The organism is Pseudomonas sp. ICMP 3272, assembly GCF_001466905.1.
GTDB classification, from domain to species: Bacteria; Pseudomonadota; Gammaproteobacteria; order Pseudomonadales; family Pseudomonadaceae; genus Aquipseudomonas; species Aquipseudomonas amygdali.
The window spans coordinates 83,639-106,242 of the sequence record NZ_LKEK01000044.1; the positions used below are offsets into that span (position 1 = coordinate 83,639).

20 protein-coding genes are annotated in these 22,604 nt (G+C 58.9%); 13 read left to right on the forward strand and 7 right to left on the reverse strand.

All coding sequences use genetic code 11. From position 1 onward, the window contains the following. Window positions 1–2: 2 nt before the first annotated feature. Window positions 3–956 (reverse strand): serine O-acetyltransferase EpsC, encoded by a 954-nt coding sequence (gene epsC, locus AO068_RS10120; protein ID WP_057434071.1) that lies wholly within the window; start codon window positions 954–956, stop codon window positions 3–5. A 197-nt stretch (window positions 957–1,153) separates the two neighbouring features. Here epsC and AO068_RS10125 point away from each other — a divergent pair, with 197 nt between their 5' ends. The 13 genes from AO068_RS10125 to AO068_RS10185 all read left to right on the forward strand — a co-directional run bounded on the left by AO068_RS10125 (window position 1,154) and on the right by AO068_RS10185 (window position 14,123). Next, entirely contained in the window at window positions 1,154–2,152 is a 999-nt protein-coding gene (locus AO068_RS10125) for a D-cysteine desulfhydrase (RefSeq protein ID WP_002551606.1), read from the forward strand. Window positions 2,153–2,371: 219 nt separating this feature from the next. Further along, window positions 2,372–3,169: a cystine ABC transporter substrate-binding protein gene (tcyJ, locus tag AO068_RS10130; protein WP_005778615.1), complete on the forward strand. Its 798-nt coding sequence runs from the start codon at window positions 2,372–2,374 to the stop codon at window positions 3,167–3,169. Continuing rightward, window positions 3,166–3,834 carry a cystine ABC transporter permease gene (tcyL, locus tag AO068_RS10135; protein WP_080394778.1) on the forward strand — a complete coding sequence of 223 codons (669 nt, stop codon included), beginning with the start codon at window positions 3,166–3,168 and terminating at the stop codon, window positions 3,832–3,834. Before tcyJ ends, tcyL begins: the two co-directional genes overlap by 4 nt. Window positions 3,835–3,837: 3 nt before the next feature. Next, entirely contained in the window at window positions 3,838–4,581 is a 744-nt protein-coding gene (gene tcyN, locus AO068_RS10140; RefSeq protein ID WP_058408291.1) for an L-cystine ABC transporter ATP-binding protein TcyN, read from the forward strand. A gap of 575 nt (window positions 4,582–5,156) precedes the next feature. Continuing rightward, window positions 5,157–5,885 carry a hypothetical protein gene (locus AO068_RS10145; protein WP_058402801.1) on the forward strand — a complete coding sequence of 243 codons (729 nt, stop codon included), beginning with the start codon at window positions 5,157–5,159 and terminating at the stop codon, window positions 5,883–5,885. Between the two features lie 521 nt (window positions 5,886–6,406). Then, entirely contained in the window at window positions 6,407–7,579 is a 1,173-nt protein-coding gene (locus AO068_RS10150) for an SfnB family sulfur acquisition oxidoreductase (protein ID WP_004654156.1), read from the forward strand. A 25-nt stretch (window positions 7,580–7,604) separates the two neighbouring features. Continuing rightward, window positions 7,605–8,810: an SfnB family sulfur acquisition oxidoreductase gene (locus tag AO068_RS10155; protein ID WP_058408292.1), complete on the forward strand. Its 1,206-nt coding sequence runs from the start codon at window positions 7,605–7,607 to the stop codon at window positions 8,808–8,810. Beyond that, window positions 8,810–10,165 (forward strand): LLM class flavin-dependent oxidoreductase, encoded by a 1,356-nt coding sequence (locus tag AO068_RS10160; RefSeq protein WP_058408293.1) that lies wholly within the window; start codon window positions 8,810–8,812, stop codon window positions 10,163–10,165. Before AO068_RS10155 ends, AO068_RS10160 begins: the two co-directional genes overlap by 1 nt. 127 nt (window positions 10,166–10,292) lie before the next feature. Continuing rightward, window positions 10,293–11,081 carry a MetQ/NlpA family ABC transporter substrate-binding protein gene (locus tag AO068_RS10165; protein ID WP_058402798.1) on the forward strand — a complete coding sequence of 263 codons (789 nt, stop codon included), beginning with the start codon at window positions 10,293–10,295 and terminating at the stop codon, window positions 11,079–11,081. Further along, window positions 11,078–12,208 carry a methionine ABC transporter ATP-binding protein gene (locus tag AO068_RS10170; RefSeq protein WP_058402797.1) on the forward strand — a complete coding sequence of 377 codons (1,131 nt, stop codon included), beginning with the start codon at window positions 11,078–11,080 and terminating at the stop codon, window positions 12,206–12,208. The genes AO068_RS10165 and AO068_RS10170 overlap by 4 nt, the downstream gene beginning before the upstream one ends. Beyond that, entirely contained in the window at window positions 12,198–12,842 is a 645-nt protein-coding gene (locus AO068_RS10175; RefSeq protein WP_002551596.1) for a methionine ABC transporter permease, read from the forward strand. The genes AO068_RS10170 and AO068_RS10175 overlap by 11 nt, the downstream gene beginning before the upstream one ends. Before the next feature lie 56 nt (window positions 12,843–12,898). Continuing rightward, window positions 12,899–13,525 carry a class I SAM-dependent methyltransferase gene (locus AO068_RS10180; RefSeq protein ID WP_058402796.1) on the forward strand — a complete coding sequence of 209 codons (627 nt, stop codon included), beginning with the start codon at window positions 12,899–12,901 and terminating at the stop codon, window positions 13,523–13,525. 130 nt (window positions 13,526–13,655) lie between these two features. Then, window positions 13,656–14,123, forward strand: a complete 468-nt coding sequence (locus tag AO068_RS10185; RefSeq protein WP_058408294.1) for a hypothetical protein — start codon at window positions 13,656–13,658, stop codon at window positions 14,121–14,123. A 52-nt stretch (window positions 14,124–14,175) separates the two neighbouring features. Here the strand turns inward: AO068_RS10185 and AO068_RS10190 are convergent, their stop codons facing one another. From AO068_RS10190 to AO068_RS10215, 6 genes are all read right to left on the reverse strand, one after another. Further along, the gene (locus tag AO068_RS10190) at window positions 14,176–17,277 is read right to left on the reverse strand and encodes an efflux RND transporter permease subunit (RefSeq protein WP_058408295.1); all 3,102 of its coding nucleotides are present in this window, start codon (window positions 17,275–17,277) and stop codon (window positions 14,176–14,178) included. After that, a complete protein-coding gene (locus AO068_RS10195; protein ID WP_058402793.1) occupies window positions 17,274–18,362 on the reverse strand; it encodes an efflux RND transporter periplasmic adaptor subunit in 1,089 nt (362 codons plus the stop codon). The genes AO068_RS10190 and AO068_RS10195 overlap by 4 nt, the downstream gene beginning before the upstream one ends. Then, window positions 18,359–19,477, reverse strand: coding sequence for an efflux RND transporter periplasmic adaptor subunit (locus AO068_RS10200; protein WP_058408296.1), 1,119 nt, complete (start codon window positions 19,475–19,477; stop codon window positions 18,359–18,361). Before AO068_RS10200 ends, AO068_RS10195 begins: the two co-directional genes overlap by 4 nt. Before the next feature lie 210 nt (window positions 19,478–19,687). Further along, entirely contained in the window at window positions 19,688–20,722 is a 1,035-nt protein-coding gene (locus AO068_RS10205) for an RHS repeat-associated core domain-containing protein (RefSeq protein ID WP_058408297.1), read from the reverse strand. A 70-nt stretch (window positions 20,723–20,792) separates the two neighbouring features. Then, window positions 20,793–21,743 carry an RHS repeat-associated core domain-containing protein gene (locus tag AO068_RS10210; protein WP_058408298.1) on the reverse strand — a complete coding sequence of 317 codons (951 nt, stop codon included), beginning with the start codon at window positions 21,741–21,743 and terminating at the stop codon, window positions 20,793–20,795. Window positions 21,744–21,854: 111 nt separating this feature from the next. Further along, entirely contained in the window at window positions 21,855–22,070 is a 216-nt protein-coding gene (locus tag AO068_RS10215) for a DUF6124 family protein (protein ID WP_058408299.1), read from the reverse strand. Between the last annotated feature and the right edge of the window lie 534 nt (window positions 22,071–22,604).

The window sequence follows — 22,604 nt, forward strand, 5'->3', positions numbered from 1 at the left end:
TCTCACTTCTTGCTGCAATCATCCTGTTGCAGCAGGTTGGCCTGGGTCAGGTTGCAGTCTGCCGGTACGCTGCGCGTCAGCCAGACATTGCCGCCGATGGTCGAACCCTTGCCAATGGTGATGCGCCCCAGAATGGTCGCACCCGCGTAGATCACCACGTCGTCTTCAACGATTGGGTGCCGTGCATGGCCTTTCTGCAACTGGCCGTCCTCGTCCGACGGGAAGCGCTTGGCGCCCAGGGTCACGGCCTGATATATCCGCACCCGCTCGCCGATGATCGCGGTTTCGCCAATTACCACGCCTGTTCCATGATCGATAAAGAAGCTCGGGCCGATCTGCGCGCCCGGATGAATGTCGATACCGGTCGCCGAATGGGCGATCTCCGAGCTGATACGTGCCAGCAACGGCAAACCGGCGCGATACAAATGGTGCGCCAGACGATGGTGGATCACCGCCAGAATGCCGGGGTAGCACAGCAGCACTTCATCGACGCTGCGCGCAGCCGGGTCGCCGTGGTAGGCGGCCAGGACGTCGGTGTCCAGCAACAGACGAATACCCGGCAGGGCCATGGCGAAACCCTGAATCAGCTCGAGCGCTCGTGCATCGATGCTCTTCAGGTCACCGCCCTGCTGATGGGCCACATAGCGCAGCTCCAGGCGGGCCTGGGCCAGCAGCGCATTGAGTGCCACATCCAGCGTATGCCCAACGTAGAAATCTTCGCTTTCTTCACGCAGGTCCACCGGGCCAAGCCGCATCGGGAACAACGCCCCGCTCAGCGCTTCAAGAATTTCCCCCATGGCTGCACGCGAAGGCAGTTCGCGCCCGCCGTGCTCGCCGCTTACCCGACGGTTGCGCGCTCGCCAGTCTTCACGCGCGCCGCGCAACTGGCTGACGATCCGCTGCAACTGCCAGTGGCTGGAGCTGCCGTCGGCGGATGCTTCTGGAATATCGCTCACGCTTGACTCTCCTTGATGTGAAGGGTGGCGACCGACAGTGCTGGCCGCTGCTGTTGCCACTCTACGGCAAACATTCAGACGAAAAAAACAACAATTTCTGTAGGAATACGCCAGCAGTGCCGTGAGCACAGATAAGTTGCCGTGCAGGAAACGTCTGCCTATAGTCCGGTGACTCTTTACACGGCTTACCGACCACCATGATCAAAAATCAGCTTGCCCGTTTCAATCGCCTGGACCTGATCAGCGCGCCGACGGCTCTGGAAAAGCTTGAGCGCCTGTCGATCTGGGCAGATCGCGATATCTACATCAAGCGTGATGACACCACCACACTGGCGCTGGGCGGCAACAAGGTCCGCAAACTCGAGTACCTCGCCGCAGACGCGCTGGCCCAAGGTGCCGACACGCTGATCACTGCGGGTGCCATCCAGTCCAACCATGTTCGCCAGACCGCGGCCCTGGCGGCGCGTCTGGGCCTGGGCTGCGTGGCGCTGCTGGAAAACCCCATCGGCACCGAAGACCCCAGTTACCTGAAAAACGGCAATCGCCTGCTGCTGGAGCTGTTCGATGCGAAAGTCGAGCTGGTCGAAAACCTCGACAACGCCGACGAACAACTGCACGCGCTGGCTGCGCGTCTGCGCTCCAGCGGCAAGAAGCCTTATCTGGTGCCCATCGGTGGCTCAAGCCCGGTCGGTGCGCTGGGTTATGTTCGTGCCGGGCTGGAACTGGCTGAGCAGATCAAGCAGACCGGCATCGACTTTGCGGCGGTTGTTCTGGCCTCCGGCAGCGCGGGCACCCACAGCGGCCTGGCGTTGGCACTGGCTCACGAGTTACCGCAATTGCCGGTTATCGGCGTGACCGTTTCGCGCAGTGAAGAAGCACAACTGCCCAAAGTGCAGGGCTTGGCCGAGCGCACGGCAGAATTACTGGATATCGCCCTGCCGGAGCATTTCAAGGTTGAACTGTGGGACGAGTATTTCGCTCCGCGTTATGGCGAACCGAACGCCGGTACGCTGGCGGCGATCAAGCTGGTGGCCAGCCACGAAGGGCTGTTGCTGGACCCGGTTTATACCGGCAAGGCCATGTCCGGCTTGCTGGATGGCATTGGCCGTCAACGCTTCAACGACGGCCCGCTGATCTTTCTGCACACTGGCGGTGCTCCGGCGCTGTTTGCCTACCCGGATGCGTTCGATCAGTAACTTTTCAGCCGGCGCAGCTTTTATGCCTTTTGATAGGAAAAATAACTTTTTTTGTTATTTTTCCTCATAAGCAGATGGCTATATAGTCGCGCCCGGCAGGCAACAACTCTGATGCAACACCTGACGTAACTGCCTGAAAAAAAGCTGAATAATCAGCACGATGTTGCTTGAGTCGGGTCAGAAAATGGCCAGACACTTCCATACCAACAAGGGGCTCGCATGAACATTTCCGCTATTCGTCGCACGTTTCTTTTCTCGGCACTGGGCTTGATGCTCGGTACCGGTATCGCCGGGCAAGCCATGGCTGGCGAGCAACTGCAGAAAATCAAGGATAGCGGCACGCTTAATGTGGGCCTTGAAGGCACTTACCCGCCGTTCAGCTTCGTCGATGAAAACGGCAAGCTCACCGGCTTCGAAGTCGAGTTTTCCGAAGCGCTGGCCAAGGAACTGGGCGTGAAAGCCAAGATCCAGCCATCGAAATGGGACGGCATTCTGGCCGCTCTGGATTCCAAGCGTCTGGATGTGGTGATCAATCAGGTGACCATCTCCGAGGAGCGCAAGAAGAAGTACGACTTCTCCGAGCCCTACACCGTTTCCGGCATTCAGGCGCTGGTTCTGAAGAAGAATGCAGACACCATCAAGACAGCCAAGGACCTGACCGGCAAGAAGGTTGGCGTGGGGCTGGGCACCAACTACGAACAATGGTTGAAGGAAAACGTCCCGGGCGCAATCGTCAAAACCTATGACGATGACCCGAGCAAAATTCAGGACCTGAGTGTAGGCCGTATCGACGCGATTCTCGTTGATCGCCTGGCAGCTCTGGAAATGGCCACCAAGACCAAAAACAAACTGGTGCCCGCAGGTGACGCGTTTTCCCGTCAGGAGTCTGGCATTGCCCTGCGCAAAGGCGAACCCGAGTTGCAGGCAGCTATCGACAAGGCCATCGACAAACTGCGTGCCGACGGCACCCTGGAAAAACTGTCGAAGAAATACTTCAACGCTGACGTCACCAAATGATCGAAGAGAGCCTTCAGCTCGCGCTGGACTCCGCGCCCTTTCTGCTCAAGGGCGCGTATTACACCGTCTTCCTCAGCCTGGGCGGGATGTTTTTCGGGTTGCTGCTGGGCTTCGGCCTGGCATTGATGCGCCTGTCGCGCTTCAAGCTGGTGAACTGGATTGCACGCATCTACGTGTCGTTCTTTCGCGGTACGCCCTTGCTGGTCCAGCTGTTCGTGATTTATTACGGCCTGCCGGAACTGGGTATCCAGCTTGAACCCCTGAGCGCGGCACTGATCGGCTTTTCGCTGAACATGGCCGCCTATGCCTGCGAGATTCTGCGCGCGGCTATCAGTTCGGTGGAGCGTGGTCAGTGGGAAGCTGCCGCAAGCATCGGCATGACCCGCTGGCAGACCATGCGCCGGGCCATACTGCCGCAAGCAGCACGCACGGCCTTGCCGCCACTGGGCAACAGTTTCATTTCGCTGGTCAAGGACACCGCGCTGGCCGCCACCATTCAGGTGCCGGAGCTGTTCCGCCAGGCGCAATTGATCACCGCCCGCACCTTTGAAATTTTCACCATGTACCTGGCCGCCGCACTGATCTACTGGATCCTTGCCACGGCGCTCTCGCACCTGCAAAACAAGCTGGAAGCCAGGGTCAACCGGCATGATCTGGAGACCTGACGCATGATAGTCGTTGAAAAACTCATCAAGGAATTCAAAGGCAATCAGGTGCTCAAGGGCATCGATCTGCGTATCGAAGCCGGGGAAGTCGTCGCCATCATCGGTCCCAGCGGCTCGGGCAAGACCACCCTGCTGCGCTGCCTGAACCTGCTGGAGACGCCAGACAGCGGCAGGATCAAGGTGGGTGACATCGAGATCGATGGCACACGTTCCATGAACCAGCAACAAGGGTTGATTCGCCAGTTGCGCCAGCAGGTAGGGTTCGTGTTTCAGAACTTCAATCTGTTTCCACATCGCACCGCGCTGGAAAACGTCATTGAAGGCCCGGTGGTGGTCAAAAAGGTCGCGCGGGAAGCCGCCGAGGCGCTGGGTAGGAAACTGCTTGCCAAGGTCGGCCTGACTGGCAAGGAAGACGCCTACCCGCGTCGTCTCTCGGGCGGGCAGCAGCAGCGCGTGGCGATTGCACGGGCGCTGGCGATGGAGCCGCAAGTGATTCTGTTCGACGAGCCAACCTCGGCACTGGACCCGGAACTGGTTGGCGAGGTGCTGACCACTATTCGCGCCCTGGCCGAAGAAAAGCGCACGATGGTGATCGTCACCCACGAGATGAGCTTTGCACGAGAGGTCGCCAACCGGGTGATCTTCATCGACAAGGGGGTGATCGTGGAGCAAGGCGAAGCCAAAGCACTGTTCGCCAACCCCAAGGAAGAGCGCACACGGCAGTTTCTTGAGCGCACTCGTCACTGATCATGCCGGTAGGCACCTAAAAAAAGCAGCGTCCATCAACGACGCTGCTTTTTTCTTACATTTCAGAGGGCGTTAATCGTTCAAGATCCTTGCTCAATTCCCGCGTAATTTTCCGAAAAATCATCGAAATAATAAAATCGGCCTACGTCAGCTCTCATACCTGATTCGTAGTCGGCTGGCCTGAAGCAGACGCACCTTGCCGAATACCCTCTTCCGAGCCCTCCTCTGTCGGTTACTGCCTGTTGCTATGGGTACTTTGTGGTAGGACGATTGTTTATCGCGAAGTAAACAGTTCCAAATAAACCGTGTAGGAAGTCTCCGGTTTTCAAGTAAAACACTAGCAAACGTCACCCGCATATTGACAAGTGCCCGCAAAGCCCATTAGCTCACACACATCATTCAGTTAGTGAGACACCAAAGTTTCAAGCCCCCTTTTCATACCATTTGTAATGTTTGCCATAAGTTGGATATTTAAGGTACTTATCCCACCGTCTTAACCGCACCTCTTATTCCTTCAACATGACAATTTATGACGAATCTTTACTTGAACTATTGATTATCAGGAGCACCTGTACATGAGCCAAATCATTTGCAAACCGACCCCTCTGGGCCTGTCCGCCCCTTCCATACCGCTGGCCAGCCGACATGGCATAGGCGTGAGAGGCGCCTCTCAACTGCTTGTTCATGTGGAACCCTACGACAGCATGGACGAGGGAGACCTGATCGAACTGTTCTGGGACGGCTGTTACGTCGCGTCAAAAATATTGAAGGCATCCGACATCGGCAAACCCGTTGTCCTACGTGTGCCGGAAAGCTTTCTACAGAACGGCAAGGCAAGAACTTACTACCGGGTCATGAAAATAGGCGGTGTGCCCGTCACCTCGCCCTGCCGCAAGCTGTGGGTGAAGCTGAACGCCCCAGGCGGACAATTGGTCAGCACCAACACGGAAGAAAACCAAGGGCTGGCACCGCTGTATGTTGTGCCATCGGTGATACGTCGAGGACTGTCGCGCAGGCACTTGGAAGGCGGTTTGCCGATGACCATCGAGCCGTACCTGAACATGGCTGTTCACGACGAGATCACTGTGCGCTGGGGCGATTTGCGTATGGACCTGCCACCGCTTGTTGCCGAAGACGTCGGTGAACCTGTCGACCTTGTCGTGCCGCCCGAGCTGATACTGGAAGGCGGAGAGGAACAACAACTGGAAGTGACTTACTGTGTTATCGACCGCGTGGGTAACAACTCGCTCTGGGCTCCGCCACGGGTAATAAGGGTTCAGCCACTGGGCCATTCAACTGATTGAATACGACGAATCGAATAATCGAGGCTCCTTAAAAAATCACCAGCAAAATGGCCGGCACGGTAATAGCAGTCATCAATAAAATAAACATTGGTAACTTATGTCCGCTACTTTTTAAACCTCTGCCGAGCGTGCAATAAACGGCGAAATCATTCAGGCGTCAACGGTGTTCATCTCGCACCTTGGTCTGGCACCTCGGATGACGTCGGTTGAGGCACTGAACGAACGCAGACGACTGACAATTACTGTCTATGCTTATTCCAAAAATCACGTTTTAAAAATTTTTATACACGCTTAGGGTATATATACCGGACCACCGGACATCGTGATGTTTTCCAGCCGCACTTGATGCGGTCTACTGCTACGAGGTTCCGATGGTCCCTTTCACAACTACCCCTGTGGATAAACCCAGGGCTGTACCTACTGACGGTGAGCGACGCGAGTCTGATCCAGCGGCGGTAGCGGCCCACCACGTCCAGGCTTCACAAGAGCCTGACGTCGCTCCCCGCCTGCTTGCGGCCAAGGTGTTGCAAAACGACGCCGAGGCCATTGCAGCCGCTCATGAACTGGCAGCGGCAGCCAGGATCAACGCTGCAAACCGCGATCGGCAACGCGCTTTGCCGTGGGCTGAAATCGAACAATTCACCCGTAGCGGACTGGGCAGCATATCCATCCCGCGCGCGTACGGCGGGCCGCAAGTATCGTTCGTCACGGTGGCCGAGGTGTTCAGGATCATTTCTGCTGCCGACCCCGCATTGGGACAAATTCCGCAAAATCAGTTTGGCATCCTGCACCTGCTGCAGGGCAGCGCTACCGAACAGCAGAAAAAAACACTGTTTCAGAGCGTGCTGGACGGCTGGCGCATCGGCAACGCCGGGCCGGAGCGTGGCACCAAAAACACGCTGGAACTCAAGGCACGGATCACCGCCAATGGCGACCGCCTGACCATCACCGGACAGAAGTTCTATTCCACCGGCGCATTGTTTGCGCATTGGGTCGCGGTCAAGGCGCTGGATGATCAGGGCCGACAGATCATGGCCTTCGTCAAACGTGGCACACCGGGCCTGCGCATCGTCGATGACTGGTCGGGCTTTGGCCAGCGCACCACCGCGAGCGGCACCGTGCTGCTCGACAACGTTGCGGTCGACGCCGGGCAGGTGGTCGACAACTGGCGTCTGGCCCTGACGCCCAATATTCAGGGTGCGGTATCGCAGTTGATCCAGGCCGCGATAGACGCGGGCATTGCTCGCGGTGCAATTGATGATGCGATTGCGTTCGTTCGCGAGAAATCCCGTCCGTGGATCGACGCCAACGTCGAGCGTGCCAGCGACGATCTCTACGTGATTGCCGACATCGGCAAGCTAAAACTTGAGCTACACGCCGCCGAAGCCTTACTGCGCAAGGCGGGTCAGGAACTCGACGAAATCAACGCTGCGCCCATTGATGAACATTCGGCAGCCCGCGCCTCCATCGCCGTGGCGCGTGCCAAGGTACTGACCACCGAAATCTCCTTGTTGGCCAGCGAAAAGCTGTTCGAACTGGCAGGCAGCCGCGCGACCCTGGCCGAGTTCAATCTCGACCGCCACTGGCGTAACGCACGCGTCCATACCCTCCACGACCCGGTGCGCTGGAAATACCACGCAGTCGGCACCTGGCATTTGAACGGCACTCTGCCTGCTCGCCATTCCTGGATCTGAACCAGACCACTGGAGAACACCTTTGATGAGTTCCAACCTTCAGGCGCGCGACCACGCAGCGCTGATTACCAGTGACGCTCAGGCCCTGCAAACAGCCCGCGAACTGGCCCTGCACTTCAAGACCAACAGCGCGCAACGCGACCGCGAGCGTCGTTTGCCTCATGCCGAACTCGACCTGTTCAGCCAGTCCGGTCTGTGGGGCATCAGTGTCCCGAAGGCCTTTGGCGGCGCGGGTGTTTCAAACGTTACGCTGGCCAAGGTGATACAACTGATTTCCGAAGCCGATGGCTCGCTGGGCCAGATTCCGCAAAACCATTTCTATGCCCTTGAAGTGCTGCGCGTGAACGGCAACCCGCAGCAACAGGCGCAGCTGTATGCCGAGGCGCTGGCTGGCGTGCGGTTCGGCAACGCACTGGCCGAACTGGGAACCAAAACGGCACATGACCGCACCACTCGCCTGAGCCGCGACGGGGACGGTTATCGCATCAACGGCCGCAAGTTCTATGCGACCGGCGCGCTGTATGCGCAACGTATTCCCACCTCGGTGATCGACGACGAAGGCGTGCAGCAACTGGTTTTCGTCGCGCATGACAGCGAAGGCCTGACTGTCATCGACGACTGGAGCGGTTTTGGGCAGCGCACCACGGGCAGCGGCTCGGTGGTATTCGACAACGTGTACGTCCGCGCCAACGACATCGTGCCGTTCCAGAGCGCTTTCCAGCGCCCCACTACAGTCGGGCCGCTGGCGCAGATTCTTCATGCCGCGATTGACACCGGCATCGCCCGCGCAGCCTTTGAGGACGCCCTGACCTTCGTGCAGACGCGCACCCGGCCGTGGATCGACTCGGGTATCGAAAAGGCCGTGGACGACCCGCTGACGCTGCACAGCTTCGGCAAGCTGGGTATTCGCCTGCACGCCGCCGAAGCACTGCTGGAGCGGGCCGGGGAGTTTCTCGACGTTGCCCAGGCAGACAGCAATGCCCGCACCGTGGCCGCCGCCTCGATAGCCGTGGCCGAAGCCCGCGCCATCAGCACGGAGATTTCCCTGGCGGCTGGCAGCACGTTGTTCGAACTGGCTGGCAGTCAATCGACACTGGCTGAACACGGCCTGGATCGCCACTGGCGCAATGCGCGCGTTCATACGCTGCACGACCCGGTACGCTGGAAGTTTCACGCCATCGGCAATTACTACCTCAACGACACCAATCCTCCGTTGCGGGGGACGATCTGATGGCGCGTAAAAAGATCCTCCTCAACGCGTTCAACATGAACTGCATCGGCCATATCAATCATGGTCTATGGACGCATCCGCGTGATACCTCAACGCAATTCAACAGCCTGGAATACTGGATCGAGCTGGCGAAACTGTTGGAGCGTGGTCTGTTTGACGGTTTGTTCATCGCCGACATCGTGGGCGTGTACGACGTCTATCAGAACTCGGTGGACGTCACCCTCAAGGAAGCCATCCAGTTGCCGGTCAACGACCCGCTGCTGCTGGTTTCGGCAATGGCTGGCGTGACCAGACACCTGGGCTTCGGCCTGACGGCCAACCTGACCTACGACGCGCCCTATCTGTTCGCCAGACGCATGTCGACACTCGATCATCTGAGCCGTGGCCGGGTGGGCTGGAACATCGTGACCGGCTACCTCGACAGCGCGGCGCGGGCGATGGGTCTGACCGAGCAGAACGAGCACGACCGCCGTTACGATCAGGCCGATGAATACCTGGAGGTACTCTACAAGCTCTGGGAAGGCAGCTGGGAAGACGATGCCGTCATCAACGACCGCGAACAGCGCGTCTATGCCCAGCCGGGCAAAGTGCACAAGGTACGGCACCAGGGCGAGTTCTATCAGGTCGAGGGCTACCACCTGTGCGAGCCGTCACCGCAACGCACGCCGGTGCTGTTTCAGGCTGGCAGTTCGGAGCGCGGCCTGCAGTTTGCCGGGCAGAACGCAGAATGCGTGTTCATCAGCGGCCAGAACAAGACCGCGACCCGCGAGCAGGTAGACAAGGTGCGCGCCAGCGCAGTGAAGGCCGGGCGCAACCCGGAGGACATCAAGGTGTTCATGGGCCTTAACGTCATTGTCGCCGCGACCGAGGCGCTGGCTCGGGAGAAACACGCCGAGTACCGCCACCATGCCAGCGCCGAAGCAGGCGTGGCGCACTTTGCGGCATCGACCGGTATCGATTTTGCCGAATACGAACTGGACGAACCCATTCAATACGTGAAGAGCAACGCCATTCAGTCCGCGACCAGAAACCTGAAAAACAACGACTGGACCCGCCAGAAACTGCTCGATCAGCACGCGCTGGGCGGCCGTTATATCACCCTGGTCGGCTCGCCTGAACAGGTCGCTGATGAGCTGGAATCGTGGATTGCAGAAACCGGCCTGGACGGTTTCAACCTGACCCGCATCGTCACGCCAGAGAGCTACGAGGACTTCATCGATCTGGTAATCCCGGAGCTGCAACGCCGCGGGTCCTACAAGACCGCTTACGAAGACGGCAGCCTGCGCAAAAAACTATTTCCGGAAGGCACGGATCGATTGCCGCAACGGCACGCGGGAGCGGGCTTCAGAGCTTGATTATCGTACCAATGCTCCGCGTTGGCACGCCGTTCAGGACGCTCCGCGTCCCTTGTGACGCAGAGCGTCACGACATGCATTCCCACGCTGGAGCGTGAGGAACGAGACTTTATTAAAGGACCGCACCATGAGCAAAACCCTCGCTGCACTGGCCCTCGGGCTGTTGACCCTGACCGCTTACGCTGACGACAAGCCCTTGAAAGTCGGCACCACGGCAGCCTTCGCCATACCGCTTGAAGCCGCTGTCGAAGAAGCTGGCAAGCAGGGCCTGAAAGTCGAGCTGGTCGAATTCACCGACTGGATCGCGCCCAACGTCACCCTCGCCGCAGGCGATATCGACGTGAACTACTTCCAGCACATCCCTTTCCTGACCAACGCCAATGAAGCCGCCGGTTTCGGCCTGGTGCCCTATGCGCCGGGGATCATCAACAACGTGGGTCTGTACTCGAAAAAGTACAAAAGCTTTGATGAGCTGCCGACCGGCGCTACCGTGGCCATTGCCAATGACCCGATCAACAGCGGACGCGGCCTGCAATTGCTGGCCAAGGCCGGGCTGATCACCCTCAAGCAAGGCGTCGGCTACAAGGCGACCGAGGAAGACATCACCGTCAACCCGAAAAAGCTCAAGATCATTCAGGTTGAAGCCGTGCAACTGGTGCGCGCCTACGATGACGCCGATCTGGTACAGGGCTACCCTGCCTATATCCGTCTGGCCAAGACCTTTCCCGCCGACTCGGCCATCCTGTTCGATGGTCTGGACCACCCGGAATACGTCATTCAGTTCGTGATCAAACCTGATCATAAAGATGATCCGCGCCTGGCGAAATTCGTCGATATCTATCAGCACTCGCCCGTCGTCCGCGCTTCGCTCGACAAGGTCAACGGCAAGCTTTACCAGGCGGGATGGAAAGAATGACCGCAACCGCGCAACGCCAACTGCCAATCAACACCCCGAGCGCAAGCACACTGGCGCAACAGGCCGAGCTGCACCCGGAGCTGAATCGCGCCCATGTGCGGTTCATCAACCTGGGCAAGACCTATCACGGCAAGCAAGGCCCCGTTGAAGCGCTGGGCAATATCGACCTGGCTGTCCAGCGCGGCGAGATCTTCGGCATTATCGGCCGCAGCGGCGCAGGCAAGTCCTCGCTGATCCGCACTATCAATCGCTTGGAACAACCCAGCAGCGGCCGGGTGCTGATCGATCAGGTGGACATCGGTGAGTTCGACGAAGACAAACTGGTGGAGCTGCGCCGACGCATCGGCATGATCTTCCAGCACTTCAACCTGATGTCGGCCAAGACCGTCTGGCAGAACGTCGAACTGCCGCTCAAGGTCGCCGGTGTGCCCAAGGAGCAACGCGCGCGCAAGGTCGCGCAGTTGCTGGAACTGGTGGGTTTACAGGACAAGCACAAGGCGTACCCCGCGCAACTGTCCGGCGGGCAGAAACAGCGTGTCGGCATCGCCCGCGCGCTGGTACACGACCCGGCGATTCTGTTGTGCGACGAAGCCACTTCGGCGCTGGACCCGGAAACCACCCAGTCGATCCTCGGCCTGCTGCGCGAGATCAACCAGCGCCTGGGCCTGACCATCGTGCTGATCACCCATGAAATGGCGGTTATCCGTGATATCTGCCACCGCGTGGTGGTGCTGGAACAGGGGCGAGTCGTCGAGCAGGGGCCGGTATGGCAGGTGTTTGGCGACCCGCAGCACGACGTCAGCAAAACCTTGCTGGCTCCGCTGCAAACCGGGCTGCCCAAGGAGTGGGCCGAGCGTCTGAGCGATCAGCCGCAACGGCCTGATGCAGCCCTGTTACTGGATGTGCATTTTACCGGTGCCAGTGACCAGGGGCCTGATCTGGCCTCGCTGTTTGCCGCGCTTGGCGGCAAGGTGCAATTACTGCAGGGCGGGGTCGAGCGCATTCACGAGCGGGCCATCGGCCACTTGATTCTGTCGGTCGCCGGCTCGCCGCACAGCCGGGACGAACTGCTGGTACGCGCCCGTCAACTGGCGCCACGCGCGGAGGTATTGGGTTATGTGGGTTGATCGCTTGCTGCAAGGCACCCTCGACACGTTTCTGATGGTCGGTGTGTCGTCATTGATCGCACTGCTGCTGGGCATCCCGCTGGCAGTGATTCTGGTCACCAGTTCCAAAGGCGGCATCTATGAAGCACCGGGGATCAACCGCGTGCTGGGTGCCTTCGTGAACCTGTTTCGCTCTATTCCCTTCCTGATCCTGATGGTCGCGCTGATCCCGTTCACGCGGATGATCGTCGGCACCACGTATGGTGTCTGGGCAGCCGTCGTGCCGCTGACCATTGCTGCCACGCCGTTCTTTGCACGGATCGCCGAAGTGAGCCTGCGCGAGGTCGATCACGGCCTGGTCGAAGCGGCGCAAGCGATGGGCTGTCGGCGCTGGCACATCATCTGGCACGTATTGCTGCCAGAAGCGCGCCCCGGCATCGTCGGCGGCTTTACCATCACGCTGGTGACGATGATCAACTCATCGGCCATGGCCGGTGCCATCGGCGCAGGCGGGCTGGGCGACATTGCCTATCGCTACGGCTATCAGCGCTTCGATACGCAGGTGATGCTGACCGTGATCGTCTTGCTGGTGGCGGTCGTAGCGCTGGTGCAACTGGGCGGTGACCGGCTGGCGCGCAGCTTCGACAGGCGCTGAGCAGGCGCAACGCAGCGAGGGTATATTGGCGGTCTTCCTTTACCGGACCGCCCCTGATGAAACTCGACCCTCAGACGCTTGCGCAGATTACCTCGACCACCGTCAGCCATTACAACAGCGTGGCCGACGAATTTCGCGAAGGCACACGCGACCACGACGTCAGCCAGAATATCGATGCCCTGTTGCGGCATATCGAAGGCCCGGCACCGTGGCAGATTCTCGACTTCGGCTGCGGGCCGGGGCGTGATTTGAAGACGTTCACAGCGATGGGCCATGTGGCGGTCGGGCTAGACGGCTCCGAACGTTTCGCCGAAATGGCACGCGCCGAGACCGGTTGCGAAGTGCTACAGCAGAACTTCCTCGAACTCGACCTGCCGCAAGGCCGCTTCGATGGCCTCTTCGCCAACGCAGTGCTGTTCCACATCCCCAGACAGGAACTGCCACGCGTGCTGCGCGAACTGTATGCCACGCTCAAACCGGGCGGCGTGCTGTTCAGCTCCAACCCGCGTGGTGAGAATCAGGAAGGCTGGAACGGCGAGCGTTACGGCGCGTACCACGACCTCGAAACATGGCGCGAACTGCTGACCGAAGCCGGGTTTAGCGAGCTGGAACACTACTACCGCCCCGCCGGGTTGCCGAGAGATCAGCAGCCTTGGCTGGCAAGCGTCTGGCGGCGTCAGTGATGTGCGGCGCTGCGCAGTTCGTGTGCTGGTACTTCTGACAGTATCGTTCAGCAACCGGTGCGCCTTAGGATAGATTCAGCCACTTAAACAGGCGGCTTGTATCCCTCCGAATCGATCAAAGGAACTGATCATGGCGACCGAATATCTGAAAAATGGCGATTTCAGCGACAATCTTACTCACTGGACAGCCCCAGCGGGCTTTGAGCCAGATTTCAAGCCCATGGAAGGTGAAGGTCAAAGCATCAAGCTGAATACCGGAGTGACCGTAAGCCAGTCGATTATTGAACTGCCCCCCCAGCGTCTGCATCTCGAGTTCGACGTTCATAACGCAGAGAACGTAGGCGAGGTGTTTTTCGTTGTAGTCGTGGGCGGCTACAACATTGAGGGCGCGATTAATCTGACGCAGGTCGTAAACTTCGCAACTCAGGAATGGGTGCATTATTCTGGCGACTTCGATTTCCAGGCGCAGCTCAGGAAATGCTTCTTGAATATATCTGCCCCGGCGGACACCTCCAGCTTTTCGCCTTCAGGCCTGACAAAGGCCTCGCCGTTCGGCCCAGTGCGGTTCGCCAACCTTAGCCTGACTTTGTCCGACTAATTACCGCACCAGCGACTCTGCCACCCGTTAAAGGTGGCAGAACACATATTACTCAATGCGCAAGCCGTACCTGCTCATCGTCATCCTTGTCCGCCGCTTCGCGACGCTGTTCGTCGGTTGGTTCCTTGATGCGGTACCAGGCCACGTACAACGCAGGCAGGAATAGCAGGGTCAGCAACGTGGCGATGATGATGCCACCGATCATGGCGTAGGCCATCGGGCCCCAGAACACTTCCCGCGCAATGGGGATCATGCCCAGGCTCGCCGCGGCCGCGGTCAGCAAAATCGGGCGGCGGCGGTGCTCGGTGGCTTCGACTACGGCGTCCCACGGCAGGTAGCCGCTCTTTTCATAGGCATCGATCTGGGTCACCAGAATCACCGAGTTGCGGATGATGATGCCGATCAGCGCCAGTACACCGAGAATCGCCACGAACCCCAGTGGCGTCCCTGTCGGAATCAGCGCCAGCACCACGCCGATCAAGCCCAGAGGCGCGACACTGGCCACCAGAAACATCTTCTGAATGCTGTGCAACTGAATCATCAGGAACGTTGCCATGAGGAACAGCATCAGCGGCGCAACGCTGGCAATCGGCCCCTGCGCCTTGCTGCTTTCTTCGACCGTGCCGCCCGTTGCAACCTTGTAGCCGACCGGCAGGCCAGCGGCGAACTTGTCGATTTCAGGTTGCAGCTGTTTGACCAGATCGGTTGGCTGAATCGCGTCCCGTACCGCGCCTTTCACGGTGATGGTCGGCATGCGATCGCGGCGCCAGACCAACGGCTGCTCCAGCTCGTAACCAACGGTGGCGAACGCCAGCAGCGGAATGGATGTTCCAGTCTGGGTCACGATTTGCAGGTTCTGCAGGGTTTCCGGCGTGCCGCGTTCTGCGTCTTCAGCACGTCCGATCACGTTGATCAGATAGATATCATCACGCACCTGGGTCACGGTAGAACCGCTGACCACGCTGTTCATAAGCTTGGCGACGTCTTCCGACGACAGGCCCAACTGCCGGGCCTTGTCCTGATTGATATCGATGCGCAGCACCTTGCCCGGCTCGTTCCAGTCGTAGATCACTTCGCCCACATGCGAGTTGTGATCGAGCAGTTTGGCCAGCTCGATGGCGTGCTGGCGCACCTTGTCGATGTTCTCGCCGCTGACGCGATACTGCAACGGACGACCTACCGGAGGGCCCATCTCCAGCGCCTGCACATACGAACCGATGCCGACGAAGTCATCACGCAAGCGTTTTTGCAGACGGGCAGTCAACGCGCCCCGCTCCTCCAGGCCTTTGCTGACAATCACCAGCTGGGCGTAGAACGGGTTTTCCAGCTGCTGATCGAGTGGCAGGTAAAAACGCAACGCGCCCTGGCCGATGTAGGTGCTCCAGCGCTCGATGTCCGGATCGTCCTTGAGGCTCGCTTCAAAGCGATCCACCACCTTGCGCGTTTCGTTGATTGAGGCGTTCTGCGGCAGGTTCAGGTCGACCAGAATTTCCGGGCGGTCCGAAGACGGGAAGAACTGGTTCTGCACGAACTGCATGGAGAACAGCGACGCGGCGAACAACCCTACCGTGATGGCAATTGCCAGCCAGCGATGACGCATGGCCCAGAGCATGCTGCCGTTGAATGCCCGGCCGATGCGGCCCGGCTCTTCGGACTTCGGCTTGATGTTGGCGCTCAGAATGTGCACGCCGATCACCGGTGCGAACAGAACGGCGACCAGCCACGACACCAGCATCGCCACGGCAATGACAGCAAACAGCGTGAATGTGTATTCCCCCGCAGAGCTGTTGTTCAGGCCGATCGGCACAAAGCCGGCCACGGTCACCAGCGTACCGGTGAGCATCGGGAACGCTGTCGAGGTATAGGCGTACGTTGCGGCCTGCTCCTTGGAGTCCCCCATTTCCAGCCGTGTAACCATCATTTCCACGGTAATCATGGCGTCATCCACCAGCAGGCCGAGGGCGATGATCAGCGCGCCGAGGGAAATCCGTTGCATGGTAATGCCGCTGTATTCCATGAACACGAACACCATCGCCAACACCAGCGGAATCGAACACGCGACCACCAACCCTGCGCGAAACCCGAGGCTGACGAAGCTGACCAACAGCACGATAATCACTGCCTCGAACAACGCGCTGGTGAAGCCGCCCACAGCCTTGTTCACCACCTCGGCCTGATCCGACACCTTGTGCACGCCAATGCCGACTGGCAGCTCCGCTGTGGTAGCGTCCATACGTTCGTGCAGCGCCTTGCCGAACGACTGGATATTGCCGCCCTTCTGCATCGCGATGGCCAGGCCGATCGCCGGTTTGCCATCGAAGCGGAACAGCGGCTTGGGCGGGTCGGTGTAGCCACGGGTTATGTCAGCAATGTCGCTCAGACGATAAAAACGGTCATTGATGCGCAGATTGACTGCAGCCAGATCCTTCTCGGACGCGAACTGGCCGGAGGTACGCACCGAGATCCGCTCCGGCCCGGCTTCTATCACCCCGGCAGGCGTCACCGCGTTCTGCGATTGCAGGCTTTGCACCACCTGGCTCTGGTCGATGCCCAATGCTGCGAGCTTGCGTGTCGAGAAGTTCAGGTACACCACTTCGTCCTGCTGACCGATCATCTCGACCTTGCCCAGCCCGGGCACGTCGCGGATGTCGGCGCGGACCTTCTCGACGTAGTCCCGCAACTGACGCATCGAGAAACCGTCTGCGGTAAACGCATAGATCGAGCCGTACACATCGCCGAACTCGTCGTTGAACGACGGGCCTTGCAGCCCCTGCGGGAACTGGCCACGGATGTCATCGACTTTCTTGCGCACCTGATACCAGATCTCCGGTATCGCCTTGGCGCTGGTGGTGTCACGCAGGTAGACGAAGACCGTGGACTCGCCCGGTCGGGTATAGCTCTTCACGTAGTCCAGCGAGTCCAGCTCTTCGAGCTTCTTCTCGATGCGGTCGGTGACTTGCTCGAGAGTCTCGTCCACCGTCGCGCCCGGCCAGCGGGTCTGGATAATCATGGTCTTGATGGTGAAGGACGGGTCTTCCTCGCGCCCAAGCTTCATGTAGGAAAACACGCCCATCAGCAGCGCGACAAACATCAGATACCAGACAAACGATTGATGCTTGATGGCCCACTCAGACAGATTGAAATTCCCTTTCATCGCGGGCTTTCCTCATCGACTTTGACTTTCTGGCCCGGCTTGAGGCTGTTGACGCCCGCGCTCACCACTTTTTCACCTGCCTTGACGCCATCGGCCAGCACGAAACTGTTGCTGTCACGGCTGATAATGCTCACAGCCCTCGGGTTCACCGTCTGGTTTTGCGGGTCGACGATCCATACCTGGCTTTTGCCATCGGCCTGCTGCAAGGCATTGATCGGCAAACGCATGCGCGGCGTGATGGTCGAGCTGAGCGTCACGCTGATGGCCGTGCCCAGCCGGAACGCCGCTGGCGTTTGCGCCAGCGTCAGACGTGCACGGCGGGTACGTGTGGTGCGGTCGGCCTGAGGTTCGATTTCACGAATGGTGGCGGTGGTATTCACTTCCGGATTCAACTGACTGGCTACCGTGAATACCACGTCGGACGGCAGCTGGTCAGCCAGTGTGTCAGGGAGGTCGATCACCGCTTCCTTGATGTCCGGCCGCGCCAGGGTCACGACTTCCTGCCCGGCCGTAACAACCTGACCGGCTTCGACTTTCCATTCGGTGACCACAGCATCGTGATCACTGCGCAGCTCGCTGTAGCTCAATTGATCGCGGGCCTGTTGTGCAGCGGCTTTGGCCTGTTCCTGCGACGAGCTGGCGGTCTTCAGATCGGTCAGGGCGATGTCCAGTTGTGCCTGGGCACCGACGCCGCGATCAAACAGCTCCTGCTGGCGGCGGGCGTTGGCCTGAGCGTTGATCAACTGCGCCTGCACATTGGCCAGGTCGCCCTGCCGGGCACGCACTGTATTCTGCTGATCGGTCGGATCAAGGGTGGCGAGCAAATCGCCTTTCTTCACTTCAGCGCCTACGTCGACGTTGCGCCGGGCAATACGTCCCGCCACACGAAAACCCAACACGCTCTGATAACGCGCCTGAATATTGCCGGCAAAACGCCCGAAATCCTGATTTGACTCAGGCTTGGCTTCGACGAACACGACAGGACGCACCGGTTCCGGAGGGGCCTCGTCCTTGCCGCAGCCACTCAACAGAAAGCCACTGGACAGAAGGCCACCCAACAACAGGCATGACGACAAACGCTTCATGGCTGCACCTGCGCGTTCTGCTGTTTGGGCTGTTCGGCAATCTCGACCTGCATGTCCGGGTGTAACAACTGTCCGCCTGCCACCACGACTTTCTCTCCACTTTTAAGCCCGTCGCCGATGATGACTTTGGCGGTCAGATAACGAGTAACGGTGACCCTGCGCAAATTGACTTTGCCCTGCTCGTCCACCACCCACACGGCGGGCTTGCCCAACTGCTCGCCAAGGTCCTTGGTCAGCGCCGCCCAAGGCAGCTCGACACTGGCATTGGCCGGTGCGCTCAGCGCCACGCTGACTACCGAGCCCAGGTCCATGCCTTCAGGCAGCGGATCGAGCGCGATCTTGACCTGTAAAGTGCCGGTTTGCGCCGAGACTGCCGGGGTCACTTCGCGTACTTTGCCGCTGACCTTGATGTCCGGGTTGTCGAGCAGCGTGACCTGCACAGGCTGATTGGTCGGCGGCTGAACGAACAGGGACTCGTAGACATTGAACACCGCATCCCGATCACCGTCGCGTGCCAGATCGAAAATCGGCATCGTGGCCTGCACCACCTGCCCGACTTCAGCCTGACGCGCGGTGATCACACCCGGCGCATCCGCGACCAGTGCGGTATACCCCAATTGTTCACGGGCATTGGCCAGTTGCGCTTGCGCAGCCTTCAACGAGCTTTCGCTGCCGCGCAAGGCGGCCTGGGCCGAGTCATATTCACTGCGGCTGGTATAGCCCTTGGGCAGCAGCTTTTGTTGCCGGACGAAAGCAGCGCTGGCCTGATTCACGCGGGCCTGCTCGGCGGCCACAGAGGCTGCGGCCGAATCGACATTGATCTGCAAATCCTTCGGATCAAGCCGGGCCAGCACCTGCCGGGCAGTGACCCGGTCGCCCACATCGACATTACGCTGAATGATCTTGCCATTGACCCGGAATGAAAGCCGGGTCTGCACCCGCGCCTGAACATCACCGGTCAGGGCGACACTGGCGGCGAAGTCGGCACTTTTTACCGTTTGCACATAAACCCTGGGCAGTTCGGGCGCCGCCGGTTTTTCCTCGCCACACCCCGTTAACATCGCCAAGGCAGCAGCGAGACCGAATGTAACCAGTCTAGAAGGAAGAACGGGCATGCAGACTCCTTGTGCGGCTGCCGGATGCGGGCGCGATAGGGCGAGAGAATAGCGTGACTATGCGACTGTGCGCGAGAGGGAGGGTTCATTAACTGGGCAGAGGTTGCGCGGGAGAGGCCCGCAGCAGCTTTCTTTTGAATGTGGTCAGTTCAAACTCCTGCAGAGACACTGTCTTGAATGTCTCTGCCGAACTTGAACATAGTGTATATATCAAACCACCGATTCATGCCCCCCACGGATTGAATGCGAGGGCTGTTCAGATATAGTTGGCATCCTATCTACTTCATACAAATACTCTTGAAAAACAGGCCTTCTTATATTTCGGTATTTAGGATAGCCCGTTCTGCGAATAGTAGCCGACCGTGTCGGCGCGACGCTTGATGGTAATAGCCGTGGTCGTGGTAATGCAAAGGATGCGGCCGGTAAATCAGCACTGGATTGCGGAGGGCGTTGATTTGGAAATAGTAGCGAATTTCTGCCTGCCGGACGCTGGTTCTGTCTAGCAAGCCCGAAACTCTCCAGCCTGGAGGTTGAACGCCCCACTCCAGCAGCCTTCTTTACAATTGAACTCAGAGCAAAACCAACGCCCGCAACAGCTAACACACTGCCCACGCCGATAAGCACCCCACTGAGCGTTGGATTCGATTCTTTTACGTGCGTAGACACATAAATTGACCCACCTCCAGTGAGCAATAACCCAGCCGCCAAAACCCCACTTAAGAAAGACGAAAAATGCCCGGTCGGGTCTATGTATTTGATCGGATTGTTTAGCCCATACGCATACGCATTCAACCCACCGTCACCAAACGGGCTAAAACTGTCCGGGCTGTTAAAGCGCATCAGCACCGGGTTGTAGGCGCGATAGCCATTGCCGAGCAGGTAATGGCCGGTTACCAGGTCAGGCTGCTCGCCGTTGAAACCGGGTAGTGCTGCGACTGTCTGCTCGGCTTGACGATGCCCGAACGGCGTATACGCGATATCAACCTGCCTCCCGTCTTCGCTCGCGTGCAGAACGCTGTTGTGCAGGTCACTGGCGATCATCGTCGTCACGACCTCTTCGCCCTCGCGACTCTGCTGCGCCAGTAACTGGCCGCCTGCGCGGATACAGGTTCGTTGCCTGTCGCCCAGTAACTCGGTCATCAGTTGCTCGCCGTTATAGAACCGACTGGAGAGGACCTGAGCCAGCGGGTTCAATGTGGAGACACGGTCCAGCGGGTCGTAGGTGTACGTGCAGAGGAGAGCCATGATCGATCCTTGATGATGGAGTAAGCGTTCAGGTGAATCAGGCTGGAGAAATCATGTACAGATAAACGTATCAGTACATCATGCGACTCAATTCGTCTGCCCGATCACCCCAAGGGCGTGTTTCTCGAATGGCGCTAGCGGTATCAGCGAACTCACTTTTTAAACTTGAACGCCTATCATTGAGCAGTTTTATATCTGCCCCTGCATCCTCCCAACGCTTGATGCGCGGGTTGAATGTCCGAACGGCCAGCACTGGAATCACAATGCCTATTGCAGTCGCGAGCAAAACATCCTTGGCAGGGCCGTCAGGGTCGACCGCGTTGATTACACGGCTTACGGTAAACACGGTGCTCGCTGCGATCTGGCCGAGTGCCGAGGAAGCTGTCAGTTTCGTCGATAGCGAAGCATTGCCCTTGGCGACAGCCTTTATCGCAGGAACAGCCGCCTTTACACCCAGGTAAGCACCGAACAAACCGAGCCCTATCCACACAAATGAAAGTATCTGACTCTCATCTATCTTATGCCCGGTCGGATCAGACCGATTAACCGGATCACCCGCGCAGTACGCATAGGCATTCATACCGCCCTTGCCAAACGGGCTCAGGCTGTCCGGGCTGTTGAAGCGCATCAGAACGGGGTTGTAGGCGCGATAACCATTGCCCAACAGATAATGACCGGTCAATGGGTCGGGGCGCTCACCGTTGAAGCCTGGCAGTTGGTTCAACGCTTGCCTATGCCCATAGGGGGTGTAAGCGATAGGGTCAGACAAGCTGGCCGATACGGTGTGGAGCACGCTGTGCTGTTGATCCGAGCCGATCAACAGCGTGGCCAGCGCTGACTGCGTGGCCAGCAACTGACGGTCGCGATGCAGGAACCGAACGTGTTCTGCCCCCTGAATCTCGCTGACCAGGGTGCCGGACTGATAGAACGAGCGGGCAATGGTCCCTGCCACAGGCGTGCGAGCCGCAAGCCGGTCAAGCGCGTCGTAGCGGTAACGGCACAGGGTAGTTTGCTGGCGCATGGTGAGTAACCGGAGTGGTCTTGATCGGCGAGGCAGGCCTCTTCAGGCACACAATGCATTGCGGGGACCGCAGCGGCTACTCGTAGAACTGCTAGGTTGCGTCAGGGGCTGTCAGTGGCTCTGAACACATTCCAGCGAGCGCTCCAGCTCGGCCTTGGCCATGTTGATCAGATGCACCACCGAGAACGCAAGATCACGTTTCAGGCCCTCGAGGTTGTCACCGGTTTCAGAAGCGGTGACAGAGGCACAGCGCAGTATTTCGCTGACCTGTATCAGGGAATCTTCAAGAGAGTTGGGGAGCGGTGGAGACGGGGTCGAGTTGATCATCGCTTATTCCTTTAGCTGACAAGACCACCAGATGCCTGCTGCTAAACAAACAAGGGTGGCGACTTTGACGCGGGTTAGCAGACCGGTGTGGAACAAGCGCAAGCAACCGGCGCACCCGAAGGTGCCCCACGCAAAGCCGCCATAAACGGCACTTGCGCCACTTGTAATCCACAAACAGGCTGCTAAACCCGGTCGCTGACTCGCAGCGACCGACGCAGCCTAGTGTGCGGATTTGGCAGGCGCAAGGGCCCGGGATTTTCTAGGAAAGGTCATACGCAGGAAAGAGAAAATACTGAAGGAAAGGTCCTGCAGGACAGGTTTTTCGTGAGCGGAAGTAACCTGATTCTTTCAGAAGAGGACGCAGAGCGTCCAGAACGGCATTCCCACGCGGAGCGTTGGAACGATAAGTGATCCTCCGGACAACCTGCCGTTCGTGACGCTCTGCGTCGCCAAGAAGACGCGGAGCGTCGCACGATAGTTGAGATTATCGTTCCGCACGCTCCAGTGAACTGCCCCCCAAAAGTTGGACGGTTT